The organism is Bacillus sp. FJAT-22090, assembly GCF_001278755.1.
Taxonomy (GTDB): Bacteria; Bacillota; Bacilli; order Bacillales_A; family Planococcaceae; genus Psychrobacillus.
This window is the reverse complement of record NZ_CP012601.1, coordinates 2,839,744-2,862,003: the sequence shown is the minus strand read 5'-3', so window position 1 is coordinate 2,862,003 and position 22,260 is coordinate 2,839,744. Positions and strand designations below refer to the sequence as shown.

Below are 22,260 nucleotides of genomic sequence, written 5' to 3'. Positions count from 1 at the left end.
CTCCTGCAATTCGTCAGGAAAGGAGTTTTTTTACGTTGAATAATTAGGAAAATGAATAGTGAAAAGTTAATAATAGGTAAAACACGCTTAAATTTGAAAAAATAATCTCATTTTTATGACTTTTATCACATAAAAATACAAAAACGCCCATTACATAATACGACAAAAAAGTAGTTCTTATGTATCATAAAATACATTGACAAGATGATAATCTGTAAAGTAATATTCAGAAAAAGCTAAAAGGTTAAGCGCTTACAAACAGAAGGGGTGGTTCGAGTGCAACCTATATTAGAAATAGAGAATGTGTCATTACAATTTGGTGGGGTAAAAGCATTAGATGATGTCAGCTATCATATAAAAAAAGGAGAGATATTCTCACTTATTGGTCCAAATGGAGCTGGGAAAACTAGTATGCTCAATTGCATAAGTGGCTTATATCAACCTACCAGCGGATCAATTCGTTATAAAGGACAGGAAATTATTAATATGAAACCTTATAATCGAACGTCCCTTGGTATTGCCCGTGCATTTCAAAATATAGCGTTGTTTGCTCATATGTCTGTACTAGATAATCTAAAGCTCGGAAGACATACTTTGATGAACTCTAGTGCAATTAGCGGAGGTCTATATGTAGGAAAAGCCGCCAATGAAGAAATTGAGCATAGAAAAAAAGTAGAAGAGGTTATTGAGTTTTTAGAGTTGCAAGACATTCGACATACGCCGGTAGGAACCCTTCCGTATGGACTACAAAAACGTGTGGAGGTAGGAAGGGCGTTGGCACTGGGACCGGAGTTAATCTTATTGGATGAGCCGATGGCGGGAATGAACAACTCTGAAAAGGATTTGATGGCCCGTTTTATATTGGATATGCATGAAGTAATGGAAATAACTGTCGTATTAATTGAGCATGATTTAGGAATTGTCATGAATTTGTCTGATCATATTGCGGTTTTGGACTTTGGTAAACGCATTGGATTTGGTACACCAGATGAAATACAAAATAATCCAGAAGTTATAAAAGCTTATATCGGGGAAGAAACCGTTATTTAGAAAGGGGAAAAACAATGAGCGCAGTGAAAACATTACCTAATCTTTTAGCGGAACGAGCAAACAACCATAGAGACGAGGTTGCACTTAGACAAAAATACCATGGTATTTGGAATGAAATAACTTGGGGTGACTATTTAAAAACAGTGGAGCAGTTGACGATATCCCTTTCTGAAAATTACGGTTTCAAGCAGGATGAAAAACTGGCTATTATTGGAGAAAATAGACCGCAATGGCTTTATTCATATATGGCAGCTCAAAGTTTAGGCGGGATGGCAGTTGGTATATATCAAGAATCACTGCCAGAACAAATTGTCTATTATTTAAACGATTGCCAAGCGCGAATCGTGGTGGTGGAAGATCAAGAGCAAGTAGATAAATTGCTTGAAATTGAAGATCAGATTCCAATGGTGGAATATATCATTTTTTACAATAAACAAGGAATGCGTCATTATAAGCATTCTAAATTAGTCGATTTTGATGATGTATTAATTGCAGGGACATCCTTGATAGAAAAAAAACCCACATTCTTCCGTGAACAAACTGAGCGATTGCTCGGAGACGACTATGCTGCTATTGCGTATAGTGCAGCTACTTCTGGAAATCCAAAAGGTGTAATTCTTACACATGAAAATTTAATGGAAGCTGCTAAAATCCTTTTATTAGTAGATAACATGGAACCTAAAGATGACTACTTTTCTTTCTTGCCATTATCATGGATTCATGAGCAGGTGATGAGTGGAGTTATACCATTAACAACTGGAATCGTTATTAACTTTCCTGAAAAACCGCATACAGTAATAGGCGATATGCGTGAGATAGGTCCACATACACTGCTTGCACCTCCAAGAGTCTATCAAACTATTTTGTCGAACTTCACTATACGTATGGAAGGGGCAAGCTGGTTTAAGAAAAAAGTCTATCAAACTTTCAAGAAATACGGAGATATAATGGCGCAGGCCAAGCTCCACAAGCAAGAAGTTTCTTTTAAAGAAAAGCTGATGTATAAAATTGGCGATTTGTTAGTTTTCAGTGCGATTCGTGATCATTTGGGATTCCCAAGAATAAAACGAGCGTATATTGCTGGAGCGGCACTTCAATCAGATGCCTTCCATTTCTTTCATAGTATCGGAGTAAATTTAAAGCAAACTTATGGTGGAACAGAGCTTGCAGGAATCGCATTTGTTCAACAAGATGACGACATCAATGTGGAGAGCTCGGGCGTTCCTCTACCTGGTACGGAAGTAAGAGTTGGGGAGGGTGGATCTATATTTGTAAGAAATTCAGCCACTTTCGCAAAGTATCTACATGAAGAAGACCACAAATCAATGACGGATGGTTGGATCACGCTGGGAGATTGTGGACGTTTGGGGCAAGATGGGCATCTCTATATTCTTGATAGAAAAGAAGACATTATTACAGATCAAAGTGGGAAATACATTTATCCGAGGATTGTCGAAAACAAATTAAAATCCAGTCCTTATATACAGGAGGCTGTATGCTTCGGCAAGGAAAAACCCTATATGACAGCTATTGTGAATATCGATTTAAACAGTGTTGGACGTTGGGCAGATAAGCAAAGGCTTGTCTATACAGAATACTCAGATCTTGCGAGGAATCCTCAAGTTGTTGAGTTTATAGAACAACAAGTTACGGAGTTAATGAGTCAGATACCAGCATATGCGAGAGTGAAGAAGTTTTCCATACTACACAAACAATTTACCGCAGATGACGGTGAGCTCACAAGAACATTAAAGGTAAGAAGAAAATATATTGAGGAAAAATATCAGATGCTAATCAATGGAATGTATTCTAATTTTTCTAAAGTGACAATGGGTAGTTCGGAAATGGAATCTATTGAGGAGATAAGTTTGCAGGTCATTCAGTTGAACATTAAACAGGAGGTGGCATAGTCATGACGTTTTTTCTTCAAATGCTTGTAACCGGGATAGTAGTTGGAAGTATTTATGGACTGGTTGCATTAGGATTTGTCTTAATATATAGAGCTAGTGGAGCGTTGAATTTAGCGAACGGAGAATTCGTTATAATTGGTCCCTATATCTGTTTAATCTTAATGACGGCTTATAAAATACCATTCATTCTTGCATTACTCATAACACTCGTTTTTAGTGCAGTTCTTGGCCTCGTCGTTGAAAGGCTTGTGATTAGACCAATACAGAATGCTCCTGTTGTGTCTGTCATCATGGCTACTATTGGGTTATCGAGTTTATTAGGTGGTGCAGTGCATATGATATGGGGTCACCAGACAAGAACATTTCCACCTGTTTTCCCTTTAACCCCAATAAATTTTGCGGGAGTTATCGTAACGCCTGTTTATTTGTGGTCATTTATCGTAGTAATCGTCCTACTCGTTTTATTTTCACTTTTCTTCAAGTTCTCCAAAATGGGGATTGCCATGCGTGCAGTTGCAGACGATCGACAGGCAGCATTATCAATGGGAATGAGTGTGAAATATGTCTATGCCGCAACATGGACAATTGCAGCAGTAGTTGCTGCTGTTGGTGGGGTACTTCTTGGTAATATAAATGGTCTTAGCCCAACAATGTCCGCAATAGGTTTAACTGTTTTGCCAGTTGTTATTCTAGGTGGCCTTGATAGTGTATTAGGCGCAATAGTTGGTGGCTTTGTAATCGGTATTATTCAAAACATGGCTGGAGGTTATTTAGATCCCCTTGTAGGAGGGGGCTTAAAAGACGTTGTTCCATTTATTATTGTCTTGCTCATTTTGATGTTAAAACCGCATGGCTTATTTGGCAGTAGAAGAATCGAGAGGGTGTGAGATTGTGCGAAATTTGTTCGTGAGGGAAAGCGGTAACTATAAAACTTCTTATAGTGATGATATGAAAATATTTGGAACTACCAGTTCTAAAATAAAAGCACTACTTATCGTTCTCATGGTACTTTCACTTCCTCTATTTGTGTCCAATTACTGGATTGGACTAATAACGTTATGTGCAATATCATCTGTTGGAGCAATTGGATTAAACATTTTAACAGGGTTTACGGGTCAAATATCAATAGGTGTGGGTGCTTTTCTAGGTGTTGGTGGTTATACATCAGCAATCTTGACATCTACATTAGGTTTAAGTTTTTGGATTTCACTACCACTAGCTGGAATTGTTACAGCAATTATAGGAGGTCTTTTTGGAATTCCATCCTTACGCTTAAATGGTTTGTATTTAGCTATCGCAACCCTAGCGGCACAGGTCATTATTCTCTTTGTCATTAGTAGGTGGGACGGTTTGACAGGTGGCACAGCAGGGATGGTTCTTAGTCGTCCGACTATTGGGGAGTTTTCTTTATCGAGTAATACTGGCTATTACTACTTATGCGTGATCATTTTGTTGTTGACGGTATTGTATGCAACTAACTTATTAAGGACCCGTACTGGACGAGCTTTCTTGGCGGTTCGCGACCGAGATATAGCAGCTCAAATAATGGGTATCAACTTATTCAAATATAAAGTTATGGCTTTCGCGATCAGCTCCTTTTTTGTAGGAATAGCAGGTGCATTGCTCGCACATTATACGATGATTGTAAGTCCAGAACTTTATAATTTCCATGTATCTATTGAATATTTAGCGATGATATTAATCGGAGGGCTAGGTAGTGTATTTGGTTCTATTTTAGGTGCTGCCTTTATTACGCTCTTACCGATAGGTCTTGGTTCACTCATTGATGTACTAGCAGGTTTCATGCCTGACTTGTATCAATTGTTTTCAGCTTTTAAAGATTTTGTGTTTGGAGCGGCAATTATCTTGTTTTTAATTTTTGAACCAGGAGGATTAGCTCATATTTGGCTTAATATTAAAAAGTATTTTAGGTTATGGCCATTTTCTTATTAAACAAAGGGATTGCAGAAGCCGTATTTAAAAAAATGTGTGCTTCTTTATATATGAATATGAGGGGGATTATGAATGAAAAGCAGAAGAAAGTTTACTAGTGCATTAATCGGAATATTGTCTGCCGCATTAATACTTGGTGCATGTTCGGATGATAAAGTGGCTGTAAATGGTAATGTTTCTGAAAGAACGGTTGTCATTGGTGGACTTTACGATATTACTGGTGGTACTGGCGATGTAGGAACACCATATGCCGAGGGAGAACAAGCATATTTCAAATATTTAGCAAGTAAAGGTGGAGTAGAGGGGATTAGTTTAGAGTTAACAGGAAAAGATTATGCTTATGAAATTCCGGAAGCACAGAAAATCTATCAGGAACTTAGAGATAAAGAAAAGGTTTCTGCAGTACTTGGTTGGGGTACTGGGGATACGGAAGCTTTGCGTCAGCAAGTTGCGAATGATAAGCTTCCATTCTTCTCGGCTTCATACTCAGAGAGTTTGAAGAATTTAGATGAAAGCCCATATAACTTCTTAGCTGCAGCATCTTATTCAGACCAAGGACGTTCCGTTTTAAAATGGATTAAAGAAAACCATAAAGGTTCTAATCCAACCTTAGCGCTATTGTATAACGACACAGCGTTTGGTCGTTCTCCAATTGAAGATATTAAAGCATATGCAGCAGAAATTGGAATTGAAGTCGTCGATGAACAAATTGTTGATGTTCGAGCGACAGAAGCCCAATCTCAATTATTAAATATGGAAAAGAAAAATCCTGACTATGCTATTATTCAAGAAACATGGGGAGCAACAGCTACAATTTTAAGAGATGCTAAAACGCTTGGAATTGACACGCAATTCATTGGGTTGAACTGGGCTTCAGGTGAAGGTGTAATTTCTATAGTAGGAGAAGATGTTGCAGAAGGGTATATTGGTATTCTTTCTCATGCAATGCCTTATGAGGATCTTCCAGGAATGGCAGAGATTAAAGAATATTTAGAAGCTGAAGGCAAGACAATAGATGATATTAATCAAAAATTTATTCAAGGTTGGACTACTGCGAAAATTTTAGTTGCAGGTATTGAAGAAGCTGCAAAAAAACATCCTGATGGCGAATTAACCGGAGAAGAAATTCGTTCAGGTCTTGAGTCTTTACAAGATTTAGATCTGGGTGGGTTAGGGGCTCCTGTTAGCTTTAGTGCAGATAATCATACTGGTACTGAGCAAACACGACTAGGTATTGTAAAAGACGGAAAATGGGAGCCGTTAACGGATTACTTTAGCCATAAAGACTAATATGTAGATATTTTTCTTGAAAGGAGGATATTTATGCTCCAGGTCAATAATATAGAAGTGGTCTATTCGAAAATCATTTTAGCCTTGAAAGGGATGTCACTTCAAGTACCCGAGGGTAAGATTGTTGCTTTACTTGGTAGTAATGGAGCGGGAAAATCCACTACCTTAAAAGCTATTTCTGGATTGCTTAACGGTGATGGAGGGCAAATAACAGATGGTACAATCCAATTTGAAGGAAAGAATATAAATGATATTACACCGGATGTGATTGTAAGGAATGGAATATTTCTTTGCATGGAGGGCAGGCGCGTATTTAGAGACTTAACAGTTGAAGAAAATCTACTGGCCGGGGCTTATTCGCGTAAGGATCGTACGAATATAAAAGAAGATATGGAGAAAATATTTGTTTATTTTCCTAAACTAAAAGCCTTACAATCACGAAAAGCGGGTTTCCTATCAGGAGGAGAGCAACAAATGCTAGCAATAGGTAGGGGTATCATGGCTAAACCCAAATTATTGCTTCTTGATGAGCCTTCCTTAGGCATTGCACCGTTACTCGTGAAAGAGATATTTCAGAACATTAAACAGATTAATGAAGAGGAAGGTACTTCAATATTAGTAGTAGAGCAGAATGCCAATGTTGCACTTTCCATCTCCGACTACGGATATATAATGGAGAATGGTAGAGTTGTTCTGCAGGGTAATGCAGATTATCTATTATCTAACGAAGAAGTACGAGAGCATTATTTAGGAATTGGAAAAGAAGGAGAGAAAAATTACAAAGAGAACAAAGTATATAAACGTCGTCAAAGAGTAGTTTGGTGATTTATAAGAACGATTGCATGTGTAACGTGCAATCGTTCTTTATTTGAAGGAATAGTCCCTGTTCCATTTAAATGCTTTTAGAAAATTTTTATTAATGCAAGACCCGTTCATTTCCGTTCCATGCGGACGAGTTCCGCCGGCATGGCTTCAGCCGCTTCCTTCGCTTCGCTCGGTCCAGCAGTTGAGGGGAAGGCAATCTAAGTTCGCCACATCCTGCGGCAACGATTGCATGACCAACATCGTGTTGGCCTAGGATGCTTAGGCAACGCCCGCGGAAAGGGAGCCGTTTCAACGATTTTCTTATTTATATTACAAATATAACAATGTGTCGAAACTTGTCATTTAATTGATAAATCTCTCTAACCATTTTGAAATGATACTGACATCTTCACGTGGTAAGATAGGTCTCGTTAGTGAAAGGGAGGAAATTCATTTTATGAAAAAACACATTGTTGCACTAACCGCAATCGCAGCACTATCAGTAGGAGCGGCGGGACAAGCATCCGCATCAACCGTTCATACGGTAGAAAAAGGAGATACACTTTGGGCTATTTCTAGAGAAAATAACGTAAGTGTACAAGATTTACAAGAATGGAACGAACTAGATTCAACGTTAATATATCCATTACAGCAGTTAAAGGTACAAGAAACCCATGTTGTTGTTCAAGGTGAAACACTTTTCCAAATTGCACTTTTACATGGTCTGTCGGTGGATGAGTTAATGGAAAGTAATCAGCTTACAAGCGATTTAATTTTTCCGGGAGATGAATTAGTTATCGAGGGAACGAAAAAGGTTGAGCATAAAGTAGATTCGGCTTCCTTACATAAAGCACCCGTAACTAATACAAGTGAAAATACACCGGCACCAGCTACAGAAAAAACTGAAGCGCCAGCACCAGCTACAGAAAAAACTGAAGCACCAGCACCAGCTACAGAAAAAACTGAAGCACCAGCACCAGCTACGGCAAAAACTACAACACCAGCACCAGCTGCAAAAACTACAGAACCAGCAGCAGTTAAAACTTCAGCTCCTGCAGAATCTACAGCAAAAGAGCTTACGGTTACTTCTACTGCTTACACAGCTTCTTGTGAAGGATGCTCTGGTGTGACAGCTACTGGAATCGACTTAATTGCTAATCCGAACCAAAAAGTTATCTCTGTAGATCCATCGGTTATTCCATTAGGCTCCCGTGTATGGGTAGAAGGCTATGGTGAAGCAATTGCTGGAGATACTGGCGGATCAATTAAAGGAAACAAAATAGATATTTTTATGCCAGAAAAACAAGATGCAATTAATTGGGGTCGCAAAACAGTTAAAGTAAAGATTTTAGATTAAACATAAAATAGATATCCGGCAAATGCTGGATATCTATTGGTTTGTTAATATGTAAAGCTATAGTAATTCCTGGGGAACTTCTTTCGGATATTTTTAGGTTGCTAGTCTCAAAGAGAATGCGGCAAGTAGCACATTCGTGTTCTGGCTTTTTAAAAGATTAATTAGGCTTTAGGACTTGTACGGAATGGGTACCATTTAATGAATTTTTTTAGGGTGTTTACCTTACACGCCTAAAGAGCTCGAAGAATGAGACTCCGCAAAGTAAGGGGAACGAAGCGACTCATCCTGCGAAGACTCGATGGTGTAGCGTGCGACAAGAATGTATACTCTTAAAATTCTAGAAGTGATCTAAAAATCCTACAATATACGCAGCGAACATTTTTATTCATTCAATCATTACTATCTTATCTTTTCTTCCAGTTCTATTTTTGCAATTATTTTTTCGATTATTGATTCAAGAGCTTCTAATCTTTCCACAGATTGATTCGTATTGACCTCATTTTTATCAAGCTTCTCTAAGGCTGTCTCAAAATACCTCTTTAGAATACTCTCTTGTCTATTGCTGTTTCGTTGAATCCGATTCAATACCTCATTTTGAATACTAGATCGTCTAATCATCATCTTGTTAAATGCAGTTTGCTTACTCAAATGCTCATTCATAGAGGTTTTGTAGCTTTTTGAGGCATGTTTGATTTCGATTACATTTTTCTTCAGATGTTCATACTGCCTTCTGTGGATTTTTCCTTGCATATTTAATACTTCTTCTTGTCTTTGCACGCCCTCTAAAATTTTTTGACATGACTTCTCCAGCTCAGCAACACTTTCAATTAAATGGATGTTTAATGATTTCTGTTCTTCTATAAAATCTAACCAAGGATTGAGGTTAAAAGTACTTTGGTTATTTTCCGTGGAAAGGGTAAGTGGAAATAAACGTACCTTCGATTCATTCATATATACAACTCCTTTATAAATAAAACGTGTAGTCATCATTGTTTAGTCTATGAACGAAATCGATTTTTGTGAGCAAATCACCTAGACGATAAATGACAAGTTTTTTATACATTGTGCATAGGATAGTTAGTATGAATTATTCGGAAGGTGGCAATTGATGTATTATCAATCTATGCGAGGCCATTTATTTTCTCCTTTACGAGTCATAACGGTAAGGGGGGACGGTGAGGTTTTTGTAAAACCTAACTATGCCCAAATCCAAATAGAGGTAAGTACGGAAGGAAAAGATGTAAGAGGAGCACAACAGGAAAACGCAAATATTATGAACCAAGTAATACAATCCCTTTTACAGCTGAATATTCCGAGAGAAGATATTCAGACAGCTGCATTTAATGTTCTTCCTCAATATGATTATGTGGAAGGAAAACAAATATTTAGAGGGTACGAGGTTACAAATGCATTGACTGTCAAGGTGAGAGATACAAACAAAATAGGAAGTGTCATTGATACTGCTGTTCAAAATGGGGCAAACCGTGTCTCTGGAATACAATTTAAAATAGAAAATGCTGATCCGTATTACCAACAAGCACTTCGTTTAGCACTTCAAAATGCTCAAACAAAAGCAAAAACAATTGCAGAGACTTTGAAATTGACTTTGCACCCTCAACCAATTGAAGTTGTAGAAGAAAGGGAAACGGGACCGATTCTTTATAAATCAGTTGCTATGGCTGACCAGACTTTCTCTACACCAATTGAACCCGGACAAATTTTGATAAATGCAATTGTTAAGGTGAAGTATCAATACTAATTAAATCTTATTATTAGGCTGTTTGATATTTTTATCAAACGGCTTTTTTAGTAGGAAAGTGTTGAAGTTGAACTACCGTAAATATAATTTTAAGGCTCTTAGCACCGCCAAAAGTACTAATGTATTTATCCATTATTTCTATTTTTGACTTCGTTGCCGCCTTCTCTATGAAGTACTTTCTACGTAAATTGTATCGTAAACATTCCTTTTTCATGGATGTAGGATGAAATAATAAATAATTCTTGTATAATAGGATGCAGTATATGAAATGGGGGAAATACAATATGCCAGCTTTACCAAATTGTCCGAAATGCAACTCAGAATATACATATGAAGATGGAAATCTATTTGTTTGTCCAGAGTGTGCGCATGAATGGAGCATAGATACTGAGAGTGAAAATACGGAAGATGAAAAGATTGTTAAGGATGCAAACGGAAACGTATTGAATGATGGCGACTCCGTAACTGTTATTAAAGATTTAAAGGTAAAGAGTACCTCTTCTACGTTAAAAATCGGCACGAAAGTTAAAAGTATTCGATTAGTAGATGGAGACCATAATATAGACTGCAAAATTGACGGCTTTGGTGCAATGAAATTAAAATCTGAATTCGTTAAGAAAATATAAGTTTAAAAAAGCGGCTTATCGTTTAAATATAAACGGGAAGTCGTTTCTATTAATCTAAAATGCTTCTCCAGTCCTCATAAAGAAGCGGATCAATGATATTCACATGTTTCATAAACTCGACTAGATAGTGCTAATTTAATCATTCAACTATCATAATTTTCACCATGAATTAGTGGATAATCCCTAGTACTAATGCATTTTAAATAATATGTGTTAATGCAAAAGTAACCACGATAAAATAGACCATTAGATGTTGGTTGATACATCTAACGGTCTTTAAAATAACTTTATTCTATTTTGTCAAATTGGATTTGATACACTTTCTTCGGACGTCCTCGTAGTTTTTTCTGTTGCTGCATTAAAACAGTAGCAGCTCCGTGTTCTTCTAGTTTTTTTAGTATTCGATTAGCAGCTCTTGACGTGATACCTAAATGACTGCTTAAATCCTCTGACGCCAGTATGTTAGATTGAAGCTTGTCCATAACGGCAATGATTTTTTGAATTTGTAGAGGAGATGTGTTTATTTTCCCGCTTAATTGTTCAATACCAGAATCATACTGTGTAATTACCTGTATCCAATTTTTATCGCCCAATGGTCCAATCAACTTCTCTTCTTTAGACAAAATGTAAGCCTGAGTTTCCAGTGCTGCACACATTTGTGAAGCTTTTTCAGCGTTTGATCGTGCTTCTTGAATCGAATGACCTATCCCCCAGCCGATATGAACAGGAAACTGTAATTCTTGGGAGAGAAAGGGTACTAGCTGACAGCTAGTCATATCGTTTGTAATCAATTTAAAGTCAGTGTAATTCGTGATAATTTCATAATACAAAACATTTTTATGAATAATAAAAGACATATGATTTTGTTTGCTAAAATCCAGTATTGCTTTATATAAGGACATTTGTCGATATTCTAATTCCGTTACGTTATTCCTATTAATAGCTATCTCTAAATGACCAATAACAACTTGATTCTCTATTAATTGAAGAAGTTGTATTTCTTTTAACAATGCTTCTATTTTCATAATCATACTTCGGTCAGAAGGAACTACTAATAACAAGTTAATATTATATGGTTTTAATATTTCTGGTAGCCTACTTAATCTAGTCATGCATACATCCACTTTGTTTTGTTGCCACAAATCAACGTGGAGATCTCGAATTTTATCATATACATCAAGATCCGCATATGCGCGGATGCTAGGGTCAAAGGTATAGGGTAAATCTTCCTCTGAAGTCCACTCCTTTATACCCAGATAATTATTTTCCTCGTATAAGAAATCTACTAAACATCTTTTCATCTCGAAGTCTTTGTTCTTATAGATATATTCAGAAAGTGTCCGATAAAAATCAGCTTGGGTGACATCGAAATGTAACATCGGAATGAGTACATCTGAAAAATGTTGTTTAACGAAAAAATAAGGTATTTGTCCACTAAATAATATCCCATCCACCAACTGTATTTTATCTAAAAAAATTGCGTGTAAATGTGCGAGGCTATCATAAATTGTGTAAACAAATTCACAATTTTCTAGCTGTAATGCCTCAGCCTTTTTAACCCATTTTAAAGAATTTTCCGTTGTAAAAATAAGAATTCTCGGCATTTTTCAATTTTTCTCCTTTTTCTAAAAATATATTGACTTCCGTAATTAATTTAGTTTACCCTGTTATTTAAAGACATTGGACAAAGGGGTCTTTAATTAATCGAAGGGGTGGTTTTATTGAATAGCACAATTGAAAATAACGAAGAGATTAATAGTGAAAATAGGTTTTCAAGATTTTTATCTTTCGTGGAGAAAGTGGGAAATAAGTTACCACATCCGTTTATTTTATTCTTTTATCTAACAGTTCTTCTCGTTATTCTATCATGGATATTAAGTTTATTTAAAGCTGCTGTAGTTCATCCGAATACGCAGGAAACTGTAGCAGTAAAAAGTATTTTGTCTTATGAAGGTATTCAGTTTATATTATCTGATACTCTAAAGAACTTTACAGACTTTGCACCGTTAGGTTTAGTTCTAACTGTCATGTTAGGAATAGGTTTAGCTGAAAAAGTCGGGTTGCTAGAAATGCTTATGAAAAGAGCAATACTCAATACACCTAGAAAGATTATTACATTTACCGTTTTCTTTATTGGAATCTTAGGGAATATTGCTTCCGATGCAGCATTTGTTGTAATTCCCCCATTAGCTGCACTAGTATTCTTATCGGTCGGTCGTCATCCAATTGCTGGATTGGCAGTTGGCTTAGCAAGTACCGGAATTGGTTTTACGGCAAATGTATTAATTGCTGGTACAGATGCGTTATTATCTGGAATATCTACAGAAATATCACAAGGTATTAATCCCGATATTATTGTGACACCACTCGATAACTGGTTTTTTATGAGTGTTTCTACATTTGTTTTGGCTGGACTAGGTACACTCATTACTGAGAAGTATGTAGAACCGAGATTAGGAGCTTATACCGGAGAGCAACAATCTCTTTCCAATGAGATAAGTACCTTAGAAAAAAGAGGTTTACGTAATTCACTGATTGCTGCACTAATATTCATCGCTGCTGTTGTTGGAGCTATGCTTATACCTAATTCTCCTTTGCTAAACGAAGATGGAACCTTATTGCGATCACCATTTTTGTCAGGGATAGTGCCAGTTTTGTTTCTATTCTTTTTAGTAGTAGGGATTGTTTATGGGGTAAGCACGAAAAAAATCCAATCATCTGCAGACGTTCCTAAATTGATGACAGAGGCAATTGGAACCTTATCTGGATATATTGTATTAATTTTTATGATTGCTCAATTTGTTGCATATTTTAACTGGAGCAATATTGCTATTTGGTTAGCGGTGCATAGTGCAGCAATATTAACGCACTTAAATATGACAAATATATTCGTTATCGTGCTATTTGTATTATTAACCGCATTTTTGAGCTTGTTCATCATTAGTGGTTCTGCATTATGGTCACTAGTTGGTCCTGTGTTTATTCCGCTCTTTATGGTGCTTGGTTATCACCCGGCGTTTATACAACTAGCGTACCGTATTGGGGAGTCTTCTACCAATATGGTAACGCCATTAAATCCATATTTCGCTATTATTCTATCATTCATGCACGTGTATGATAAAAAAGCGGGAATAGGTACACTCATGTCTCTTATGATTCCATATACAATCGGTTTTCTGATTATTTGGATTATTTTAATGCTCGTATTTGCATTACTTGGTATTCCTATTGGTCCAGGGGTATCTTTATATCTCTAGTTTATAAATCTAAGGAGTGAATAAGATGAATGGGTTTACTATAACTCCTAATTTAATGGAGCAGATATGTGAATGGAGAAGGGATTTTCATCGTTATCCAGAAACAGGCTGGACAGAATTTCGCACTGCCTCCATTATTGCGCATGAGTTAAATCATTTAGGATTTGAAGTACAGATCGGTAAAGAAGTGTTAACAGAGGAACGTATGGGTGTTCCTTCTGATGAACAGTTAGAAGCTTGTTATAAGCGTGCAAAAAATACTGGAGCATACCAAGAATATCTTGAAAAAATGATAGGAGGATATACAGGTGTGGTTGGGACACTTAAAGGATACAAGCCTGGACCTACTATTGCTTTTCGATTTGATATGGATGCATTGGAAATTTTAGAAACTAATAGTGCATCGCATATACCGACAGAAAAAGGTTTTCGTTCTTTAAATGAGGGAGTTATGCATGCGTGTGGACATGATGCCCACAGTGCTCTTGGTTTAGGCTTAGCAACAATACTTGCAGAAAGCTTGGAGTACATTGGAGGGACGATTAAAATAATTTTCCAACCAGCAGAAGAAGGAGTGCGTGGGGCAAAATCCATGGTGGATGCGGGTGTAGTAGATGGAGTGGATTATTTTTTAAGTATGCATGTTGGAACTGGGGTGCCATTAGGAACCGTAATTGCTGGAACAAATGGATTTTTAGCTACAACTAAAATAGATGCAACGTTTAAAGGGAAGGCAGCGCATGCAGGAGCCGAGCCAGAAAAGGGAAGAAATGCTTTGTTAGCTGCCGCATCTGCTATTCTAGGCCTTCATGGAATATCCCCTCATAGTGGAGGGGCTTCTCGGATAAATGTCGGAACCTGTATTGCGGGTGATGGACGGAATATTGTTCCAGCCCATGCTTCCTTACAGCTTGAAACTCGCGGTGAAAATAGCGAAGTCCATTCCTATGTCCATCAACAAGCTTTAACTGTGCTAGAAGGAGCTTCCAAAATGTATGGGACTGAGCTTTCTTGTAGAGTTGTGGGATCGGCCAAAACTTGTTCATCTTCTGATAAATTAATAGAACTAGTTACGGATGCAGCAAAAACTGTAAATAAATTAGTGGAAGTAATACCTCTTACTAAATTTGCCGCCGGTTCAGAAGATGCTACTTATATGATGAATCATGTTCAAAATCAAGGTGGACTTGCAACGTATTCCATCTTTGGAACAACACTATCAGCTGGACATCATCATGAAAAATTTGATATCGATGAGGACGTGTTTCCAATTGTTTTGGAAACTTGGTTGGCCACAATTGAACAAATTTATGTATATGAAAGTGGGAAACTTTAAATGGATAATCTAGCAGATTTAATAGAGTTGTTAATAGAAGAGCAACGAGAGGAAATAATAGCGTTAAGTGATCGAATTTGGGACATACCAGAGACTAGATTTCAAGAATATCAATCATCCAAAATATTGAGTGATTTTTTAGAACAAAAGGGCTTTATTGTTGAACGTGGAGTAGGTGGAATTGAAACAGCCTTTACAGCTACCTTTGGAGAAGAAAAGCCTATCATTGGTGTACTCGGGGAATTTGATGCTTTGTCAGGTCTTAGTCAAAGAGAAGCATCAGATATACGAGAACCTTTACAAGAAGGTGCAAACGGGCATGGATGCGGACATAATCTATTGGGTACAGCAGGAATCGCAGGAGTTCTTGCAATAAAGGAACTAATTCAACAAAAGAAAGTAAAGGGTTCTATCAAATACTTTGGATGTCCTGGAGAAGAAGGGGGATCTGGTAAAACTTTTATGGTGAGAGATGGTGTTTTTAAAGACATTGATGTTGCGCTTACATGGCATCCTAATTCTTACACGGGTGTTTTTTCATTCTCCTCACTCGCAAATTATCAAGTATATTTCTCTTTTGAAGGAAAAGCCTCGCATGCAGCAAATTCTCCCCATCTTGGACGGAGTGCATTAGATGCAGTTGAGCTGATGAATGTTGGTGTCAATTATTTACGCGAACACATTATCTCAGATGCCAAAATCCATTATGCTGTTACAAACACGGGAGGCTCTTCTCCCAATGTTGTACAATCAGATGCAGAGGTATTGTATCTCATTCGTGCCCCTCATTTAAAAGACGTAGAAGAAATCTATCAGCGTGTTATTAACATTGCAAATGGAGCTGCTTTAATGACGGAAACCAAAGTATCCGTTCGTTTTGATAAGGCATGTTCAAATTACATACCGAACCATACATTAAATATGATAATAAATGAAAAATTACAGCATTTTGGTTTGCCGGAATATAATGGGGAAGAATTGAATTATGCTCATAAAATGGCCAAAACTATTACATCTGAAGAGGTTGAAACGGCTATTCTAGATGCAGAGAAATTATCGAGCTATCAAATCACAGATCAATTTTATAGAGAAGGCTATCCTTTTTTTGAAGAGATTATACCCTATGTGAAAAATAGAGAAGTGATGCAAGGTTCGACAGACGTAGGAGATGTTAGTTGGATCGTGCCTACCGCTCAATTTTTTACTACTTGCTTTGTAGCAGGCACTCCACTTCACACTTGGCAACTTGTCTCTCAAGGAAAAACCTCTCTGGCTCATAAGGGATTATTATATGCAGGAAAGGTTCTTGCAGCAAGTGCCATTGAGATTTTTGAAAAACCAGACTTAATAGATTTAGCGAAGCAAGAATTAGCTGCAAGCACAAAAAGTGCCTATCGAAATCCATTGCCTGATAATCTTAGACCGAGCATTCAATAGATATTTAATATTACAGGTTGAAATCAATACAATGATAGAAGGTTCTAAAGCAATTAGATATTGTTTTAGAACCTTCTCATTTTTAGTTAATTTTATTTATCATCATCATCGTCATCATCATGATCGTCATCATATTCAAACTCTAGTACAACTCCAGTACTTGCATCGATTTTAACTTCTGCTTCACCTTTTTTAGTACGTAATTCTATTTCATACTCATATCTTTCGTCATCTGAGTCTAATTCGATTTTAATGACTTCTCCGTTCATTTTTTCTTTAGCAAGGGCAATTGCATCTTTTTCTGAGATCAGCGATGTGGTAGATGTAGTTTTAACGCTAGCTTCCATATCGTCATCGTTATCACTTTCTTTAACACTTAACACCTTTGCTGTATATGCATCAACTTTTACTTCAATTTCTTTATTTTTATCTACATCAATGTCTACATCGTAATATGTTTTTTTGTTCTCCGTCTCTAATTCAACACTATCAAATTTACCGCTAGCTTCCTTTAATGCAATTTCTTTTGCTTTTTCAATACCGATTAGTTTATTACTTTGCTCTGTAGAAATCTTTACGTCATCCTCTGCAAATGCACTAATTCCGACTGCACCACTTATAACTAAGGCGGTTGCCAAAGTCCCTATTACCATCTTTTTCATGTTGTTTCCTCCTCTGTTTAATTTGGCTTACACTTATATAATAAACAGAGAAAAAGAAAGGACGGTTATAAGAAGGTTAAAATTCGGTAAGAAAAAGTATAAAAGAAATTAATCTTCCCAATTAACGGATTTTACTTCTCCTGTATATGCATCGACTTGAACGATAGCTTCTCGATCTTCCTCGCCATTTTCAATTTCTACTTCAACCAAGTAATAAGGGGCTTGGTCTGGTGGTTGATGTAATTCAGTATCATCATCTGCTAAACCATTTACATGTTTTGCGGCGATATCTAGTGCCTCCTGTTCCGTAATTACCGTGTTTTCTTTTGGTGCAGGATCTTGTGTTTTAGGATCGTTACTCTCACTTTGGGATCCATCTTCAGTATTTGTTGGCGGCTCTTTAGGCTCAACAGGTTGTTCTTTGGCCTTTTCCAGTTGTTTCAAGGAAAGAATATTTCCGCTCTTTGCATCTATCTTAATATTGTATATACCATTTTCAATCTGCATTTCTATCTGGTATTCATCATGAGTTTTTGTCGTTCGGATAATGTCTCCTGCATATTGGTCTATCGCAACAGCATTCGCTTCTTCCACTGATAACCCTTGAGCAGAAATGGATGGAGATAACCATTGAAACCATACGATTAAAAGTAGGGAAACGAGGAGTATAGCTCCAGATACCCATACCCATTTCTTTGTCTTCATTGTGCAATCCCCCTTGTAACAGTTTGTGGCAATAGTATATAACGGGAAAGTTAAAAAATGGTGAGAAATAAATTGTTATTTTACTTAGCATTTTTCGTTTTGAAAAAAAGTGTAACCGTTGTACCGCGGTTTTCTAAGCTATTCAGTTCGATTCGTGCCCCGATTGCCTTGGCTATTTCTTTTGCCATAGTAAGTCCTAAACCTGACCCTCCTTGCTTTCTGCTTCTAGCTTGATCGACACGGTAAAATCGATCATATATTTTTGGTAAGTCTGCCTTTGGGATTCCAATTCCTCTATCTTCAATTTGTATAAATGTTTCATTAGAGGTAGCACTAACATATATAGTAATGCGTTCTTCGCTGTACTTTCTGGCATTATCTAAAAATATAAAAAGAAGTTGTTTTAGCTTTTGATGATCGGTATAACCAGTAAACATTTCATTGCTTTCGACGGAAATCTCTCTTTGGTAGGTGTTTTGAAACGTATTAGCAGTTTCCAAGACGAGCTCTGTTACATTTATTTGTTCCATTTGGATATTCCATTGTTCCTGAGGTTTTGCTAATTGTAAGAGCTGTTCCGTCATTTCTCTCATTCGAACAGCCTCTGAGTGTATCGCTTCTATAGATTCTTCAAATAGGTCGGGTCGCTCTAGACCTCTTCGTTTTAAAAGATCCGAGTAGTTCTCAATAATAGTTAAGGGAGTTCTTAGTTCGTGAGAAGCGTTCGACACGAATTGTTCTTGCTTTTCAAAGTTAGTTTGTAGCAAATCAATCATATGGTTAAAGGTTTCACCCATTTCCACTAGCTCTTCCTCAGAAGTCTCTTCAAGCTTAAGTCTTTTAAAGTGACCACTTTTCTGTATTTCTTTCATCGTATTAATCATTAGTCTGATCGGCTGTATGATTAAATTACTAAGAATTCTGCTAGAGATAAATACAGGTATCATCGCGATAATCGTTACACCAATTAACACAATACCCAGAATCTTAATCATCTCATCTGTTGCATGTATACTACTAATCACTTGAAGGTTAACAACTCGCCCGTCATTCCAAACGACTGGATAGGAAACAAAAACATACTGCTTGTTTCCAAACGAAATTATTTTGCTTACTTCGCCCGCAGAAAAGTTGCTTTTTCGTGACTTTAAGGCTGTCTCTGAGGCAGATGTTATTTTTGCTTCAGTTGTCAAATCCTCGTTTAATACTTGGATCATCCCATTCACTGGCACATAGGCTAGGAGAAGCTTGTTAGGTGCAATTCGATCAATTTCACGCCGCACATCTGAAGCGATTTTTTCCACTTCAGCTTTGGCGCGATCAAGTTCATTTGACATCATAAGATGACTGAAAAGAAGGTAGATAGAAGTATTCATTAGAATTAATAAAACGATAAATAACACCGAAGTATATAAATTTATTTTATTTCGTAGTTTCATGTAACTTCCTTTAAGACGTAGCCTACGCCCCTTACTGTATGAATTAATGGATAATCAAAGTCAGCGTCGATTTTTTTTCGGAGATAACGAATATAAACATCAACAATTTTTGTTTCTCCAAAATAATCATAGCCCCAAACCGCCTCTAAAATTTGCTCACGGTCTAAAACTTGACGCTTGTTTTTAAGTAAATATAAAAGTAGATCGTATTCCTTTGGTGTTAGAGTTATATCGTTTTTGCTTCGAATGACTTCTCTCGTTTTTTCATTTATCTTTAAGTCACTTACATATATCCACTCGTCATTCTCTTCCAATTTTGGTGCTGTGGCCTGCTTTATCCTTAAAACAGCTCGTATTCTTGCTAGTAATTCTTCCATACGAAAAGGCTTTGTAATATAGTCATTGGCTCCCAGGTCAAGACCGGATACTTTATCTTCTATGGAGTCCTTGGCTGTTAATAAAACTACTGGAATGAATGAGTCCTTTACACGAATGCGTCGGAGAAGTTCTATTCCGCTCATTTCTGGCAACATAACATCAAGTAATATCAAATCCCAATTTCTTGCGCGGTAGGATTCTAAGGCATCTAAACCATTTGTAGCCTTTCCAATTTCATAACCTTCAAATTCTAATTCTATTTCCAGCAATCTTAAAATTTTTTCTTCATCTTCTACTATTAAAATAGATTCTTTTAACAAAAGCGATACCACCTTATGTAAGCATTTGACGTCTTTATTCTATTCTACACTACTTAATTTTGCCAGGAACTCGAACATTCTGATAATTTATTTCCTAGTTCTCTTGTGTCATTACAATATAAAATCGTTTTATTAATATGTTGTGAGGGGTATCTTTATAATGTAGATAACATAGAAAGAATATATGAAATGGAGTGGAGACGGATGTCTAGACAATATTACATGATCATTAATGGAGCGGAAGTTGGAAAAGAATTACCTGTTATTGAAGTCAGTAACCCTGCAACAGGAGAAGTTTTTGCGACTGTTCCAAAAGGAGGTAAGGAAGAAGCGATACAAGCAGTCGATGTAGCTTATGAAGCATTTAAAAAATGGTCTGCTTTATCTGCATATGAACGAAGTGAACTAATACAAAATTGGCATAATCTGATTAAGGATCATACGGAAGACCTTGCCAAAACGATGACAGAGGAGCAAGGGAAACCTCTTACAGAAGCAAGAGGGGAAATCAATTATGCAAATGGGTTTATTTCCTGGTATGCAGAAGAAGGGAAACGTATTTATGGAGAAATGATTCCCGCAACTCAACAAAATAAACGTATTTTTGTGCATAAACAACCGGTGGGCGTTGTAGCAGTTATTACTCCTTGGAACTTTCCAGCAGCAATGATTACAAGAAAGGTTGGTCCGGCTCTCGCTTCTGGCTGTACTGTAGTAATAAAACCTGCTGGACAGACACCTCTCACGGCAATCAAGTTGGTGCAACTTGCAAAAGCAGCAGGAATACCAGATGGGGTTGTAAATATAGTAACAGGCGATTCTAATTCTATTGGAAATGCTTGGATAGAAGACTCCCGTGTTCGAAAACTGACTTTTACAGGTTCTACAGAGGTAGGAAAGCGGTTAATGAAAGGTGCGGCGGATACAGTCAAAAAAGTTTCGCTTGAATTGGGGGGGCATGCACCTTCTATCATTATGGAAGATTGTAATTTAGAAAAGGCTGCAGAAAATGTGCTTGCCGCGAAATTCCGAAATGCTGGTCAAACCTGTGTATGTATTAATCGTGTATACGTGCAGGAATCGATTGCACAGAAGTTTACTGAGTTATTAATAGAAAAAACGAAGAAGTTGAAGATTGGTAATGGTCTCGAAGATGGCGTGACAATCGGTCCGCTTATTAACGATTCTGCTGTGGAAAAAGCTCAGGAGCATGTAGATGATGCAGCCTCAAAAGGAGCAGAAGTAAAACTTGGTGGGAAAAGAAAAGAAGGTCTTTTCTTTGAACCGACCATTTTAACGAATGTCACTGATGACATGCTTTGTATGCAGGAAGAAACATTCGGTCCAGTAGTCCCTATTAGTACATTTAAGGATGAAGAAGAGGCAATTCGACGCGCGAATGACTCTATATATGGACTTGCAGCGTATGTTTTTACAGAGAATATTTCGAGAGGTATCCGTATTACAGAAAAATTAGAGTACGGTATTATTGGTTTGAATGACGGTTTACCATCTACTCCACAGGCGCCATTTGGAGGATTTAAACAAAGTGGACTCGGCCGTGAAGGTGGTCACCATGGAATGGACGAATACTTAGAGATTAAGTACATTTCTCTTGGTTTATAGTCTAAATTTATAAAAAGCATGCATATCCGATTATCTTGTAAAGATTTTTGGGATGGCATGCTTTTTTATTTGTTTTAGCTTTTTATTTTTTGCGATAATGTATCAATAGTAATAAAAGGTATAAACGGGTAAATAGGTAAAATGGATTCAATCATTTTTTATTTATGATAAAAAATATCTATAAAATACAAATATTTATCTTTTATTTGCGCAATTTTCTGCTATTATTATATCTTGGAGGAAGGGGATAAGAAATGAAGAAGACAAAATTAGGTAAGCATATTTTACTGTTTGCTCTAGTTACATTTACATTAATCGCTGTTATTTTCGGGGGAATTGTTTATTGGAATA

Annotated in this window: 19 protein-coding genes; 13 read left to right on the top strand and 6 right to left on the bottom strand. The window is 36.9% G+C overall.

Features of this window, described 5'->3' with window-relative positions:
• The first annotated feature begins 276 nt into the window (after positions 1–276).
• From AM499_RS14305 to AM499_RS14275, 7 genes are all read left to right on the top strand, one after another.
• Positions 277–1,050, top strand: coding sequence for an ABC transporter ATP-binding protein (locus AM499_RS14305; RefSeq protein WP_053590851.1), 774 nt, complete (start codon positions 277–279; stop codon positions 1,048–1,050).
• Positions 1,051–1,064: 14 nt separating this feature from the next.
• Positions 1,065–2,960, top strand: a complete 1,896-nt coding sequence (locus AM499_RS14300) for an AMP-binding protein (RefSeq protein WP_053590850.1) — start codon at positions 1,065–1,067, stop codon at positions 2,958–2,960.
• A 2-nt stretch (positions 2,961–2,962) separates the two neighbouring features.
• Positions 2,963–3,847: a branched-chain amino acid ABC transporter permease gene (locus tag AM499_RS14295; protein WP_053590849.1), complete on the top strand. Its 885-nt coding sequence runs from the start codon at positions 2,963–2,965 to the stop codon at positions 3,845–3,847.
• 4 nt (positions 3,848–3,851) lie between these two features.
• Entirely contained in the window at positions 3,852–4,913 is a 1,062-nt protein-coding gene (locus AM499_RS14290; protein WP_053590848.1) for a branched-chain amino acid ABC transporter permease, read from the top strand.
• Between the two features lie 72 nt (positions 4,914–4,985).
• On the top strand, positions 4,986–6,203 hold the full coding sequence (locus AM499_RS14285) for an ABC transporter substrate-binding protein (protein WP_053590847.1): 1,218 nt from the start codon (positions 4,986–4,988) through the stop codon (positions 6,201–6,203).
• Between the two features lie 33 nt (positions 6,204–6,236).
• Positions 6,237–7,028: an ABC transporter ATP-binding protein gene (locus AM499_RS14280; RefSeq protein ID WP_053590846.1), complete on the top strand. Its 792-nt coding sequence runs from the start codon at positions 6,237–6,239 to the stop codon at positions 7,026–7,028.
• Positions 7,029–7,464: 436 nt separating this feature from the next.
• Positions 7,465–8,364: a 3D domain-containing protein gene (locus tag AM499_RS14275; RefSeq protein WP_053590845.1), complete on the top strand. Its 900-nt coding sequence runs from the start codon at positions 7,465–7,467 to the stop codon at positions 8,362–8,364.
• Between the two features lie 399 nt (positions 8,365–8,763).
• Here the strand turns inward: AM499_RS14275 and AM499_RS14270 are convergent, their stop codons facing one another.
• Positions 8,764–9,315: a hypothetical protein gene (locus AM499_RS14270; RefSeq protein WP_053590844.1), complete on the bottom strand. Its 552-nt coding sequence runs from the start codon at positions 9,313–9,315 to the stop codon at positions 8,764–8,766.
• A 157-nt stretch (positions 9,316–9,472) separates the two neighbouring features.
• Here AM499_RS14270 and AM499_RS14265 point away from each other — a divergent pair, with 157 nt between their 5' ends.
• Both AM499_RS14265 and AM499_RS14260 read left to right on the top strand, forming a co-directional pair.
• Positions 9,473–10,123 (top strand): SIMPL domain-containing protein, encoded by a 651-nt coding sequence (locus tag AM499_RS14265; protein ID WP_053590843.1) that lies wholly within the window; start codon positions 9,473–9,475, stop codon positions 10,121–10,123.
• Between the two features lie 284 nt (positions 10,124–10,407).
• Positions 10,408–10,749: a zinc ribbon domain-containing protein YjdM gene (locus AM499_RS14260; RefSeq protein WP_053590842.1), complete on the top strand. Its 342-nt coding sequence runs from the start codon at positions 10,408–10,410 to the stop codon at positions 10,747–10,749.
• A gap of 287 nt (positions 10,750–11,036) precedes the next feature.
• Here the strand turns inward: AM499_RS14260 and AM499_RS14255 are convergent, their stop codons facing one another.
• Positions 11,037–12,353 (bottom strand): helix-turn-helix domain-containing protein, encoded by a 1,317-nt coding sequence (locus tag AM499_RS14255; protein WP_053590841.1) that lies wholly within the window; start codon positions 12,351–12,353, stop codon positions 11,037–11,039.
• A gap of 117 nt (positions 12,354–12,470) precedes the next feature.
• Here AM499_RS14255 and AM499_RS14250 point away from each other — a divergent pair, with 117 nt between their 5' ends.
• Genes AM499_RS14250 through AM499_RS14240 form a run of 3 tightly spaced genes read left to right on the top strand, consistent with a single transcriptional unit; the run spans position 12,471 to position 16,779 of the window.
• Positions 12,471–14,006: an AbgT family transporter gene (locus tag AM499_RS14250; RefSeq protein ID WP_231687467.1), complete on the top strand. Its 1,536-nt coding sequence runs from the start codon at positions 12,471–12,473 to the stop codon at positions 14,004–14,006.
• Positions 14,007–14,031: 25 nt separating this feature from the next.
• Positions 14,032–15,342, top strand: a complete 1,311-nt coding sequence (locus tag AM499_RS14245) for an amidohydrolase (protein ID WP_053590840.1) — start codon at positions 14,032–14,034, stop codon at positions 15,340–15,342.
• Entirely contained in the window at positions 15,343–16,779 is a 1,437-nt protein-coding gene (locus AM499_RS14240; protein WP_053590839.1) for a M20 family metallopeptidase, read from the top strand.
• Between the two features lie 92 nt (positions 16,780–16,871).
• On the opposite strand, the gene AM499_RS14235 is transcribed toward AM499_RS14240, so the two are convergent.
• From AM499_RS14235 to AM499_RS14220, 4 genes are all read right to left on the bottom strand, one after another.
• Positions 16,872–17,441: a PepSY domain-containing protein gene (locus tag AM499_RS14235; RefSeq protein ID WP_053590838.1), complete on the bottom strand. Its 570-nt coding sequence runs from the start codon at positions 17,439–17,441 to the stop codon at positions 16,872–16,874.
• Positions 17,442–17,549: 108 nt separating this feature from the next.
• Positions 17,550–18,146 carry a PepSY domain-containing protein gene (locus tag AM499_RS14230; RefSeq protein ID WP_053590837.1) on the bottom strand — a complete coding sequence of 199 codons (597 nt, stop codon included), beginning with the start codon at positions 18,144–18,146 and terminating at the stop codon, positions 17,550–17,552.
• Positions 18,147–18,226: 80 nt separating this feature from the next.
• On the bottom strand, positions 18,227–19,585 hold the full coding sequence (locus AM499_RS14225) for a sensor histidine kinase (protein ID WP_053590836.1): 1,359 nt from the start codon (positions 19,583–19,585) through the stop codon (positions 18,227–18,229).
• On the bottom strand, positions 19,582–20,283 hold the full coding sequence (locus AM499_RS14220; protein ID WP_053590835.1) for a response regulator transcription factor: 702 nt from the start codon (positions 20,281–20,283) through the stop codon (positions 19,582–19,584). Before AM499_RS14220 ends, AM499_RS14225 begins: the two co-directional genes overlap by 4 nt.
• A 204-nt stretch (positions 20,284–20,487) precedes the next feature.
• Between AM499_RS14220 and AM499_RS14215 the strand changes: the two genes are divergently transcribed.
• Complete coding sequence (locus tag AM499_RS14215; RefSeq protein ID WP_231687466.1) at positions 20,488–21,909, top strand: NAD-dependent succinate-semialdehyde dehydrogenase; 1,422 nt, start codon at positions 20,488–20,490, stop codon at positions 21,907–21,909.
• Positions 21,910–22,260 lie beyond the last annotated feature (351 nt).

What these genes read in the sequence shown, in the direction of transcription:
- AM499_RS14300 (WP_053590850.1), top strand. Translation starts at nt 1,065, where the DNA reads ATGAGCGCAGTGAAAACATTACCTAATCTTTTAGCGGAACGAGCAAAC.
- AM499_RS14295 (WP_053590849.1), top strand. Translation starts at nt 2,963, where the DNA reads ATGACGTTTTTTCTTCAAATGCTTGTAACCGGGATAGTAGTTGGAAGT.
- AM499_RS14285 (WP_053590847.1), top strand. Translation starts at nt 4,986, where the DNA reads ATGAAAAGCAGAAGAAAGTTTACTAGTGCATTAATCGGAATATTGTCT.
- AM499_RS14280 (WP_053590846.1), top strand. Translation starts at nt 6,237, where the DNA reads ATGCTCCAGGTCAATAATATAGAAGTGGTCTATTCGAAAATCATTTTA.
- AM499_RS14275 (WP_053590845.1), top strand. Translation starts at nt 7,465, where the DNA reads ATGAAAAAACACATTGTTGCACTAACCGCAATCGCAGCACTATCAGTA.
- AM499_RS14270 (WP_053590844.1), bottom strand. Translation starts at nt 9,315, where the DNA reads ATGAATGAATCGAAGGTACGTTTATTTCCACTTACCCTTTCCACGGAA.
- AM499_RS14265 (WP_053590843.1), top strand. Translation starts at nt 9,473, where the DNA reads ATGTATTATCAATCTATGCGAGGCCATTTATTTTCTCCTTTACGAGTC.
- AM499_RS14260 (WP_053590842.1), top strand. Translation starts at nt 10,408, where the DNA reads ATGCCAGCTTTACCAAATTGTCCGAAATGCAACTCAGAATATACATAT.
- AM499_RS14255 (WP_053590841.1), bottom strand. Translation starts at nt 12,353, where the DNA reads ATGCCGAGAATTCTTATTTTTACAACGGAAAATTCTTTAAAATGGGTT.
- AM499_RS14245 (WP_053590840.1), top strand. Translation starts at nt 14,032, where the DNA reads ATGAATGGGTTTACTATAACTCCTAATTTAATGGAGCAGATATGTGAA.
- AM499_RS14240 (WP_053590839.1), top strand. Translation starts at nt 15,343, where the DNA reads ATGGATAATCTAGCAGATTTAATAGAGTTGTTAATAGAAGAGCAACGA.
- AM499_RS14235 (WP_053590838.1), bottom strand. Translation starts at nt 17,441, where the DNA reads ATGAAAAAGATGGTAATAGGGACTTTGGCAACCGCCTTAGTTATAAGT.
- AM499_RS14230 (WP_053590837.1), bottom strand. Translation starts at nt 18,146, where the DNA reads ATGAAGACAAAGAAATGGGTATGGGTATCTGGAGCTATACTCCTCGTT.
- AM499_RS14225 (WP_053590836.1), bottom strand. Translation starts at nt 19,585, where the DNA reads ATGAAACTACGAAATAAAATAAATTTATATACTTCGGTGTTATTTATC.
- AM499_RS14215 (WP_231687466.1), top strand. Translation starts at nt 20,488, where the DNA reads ATGTCTAGACAATATTACATGATCATTAATGGAGCGGAAGTTGGAAAA.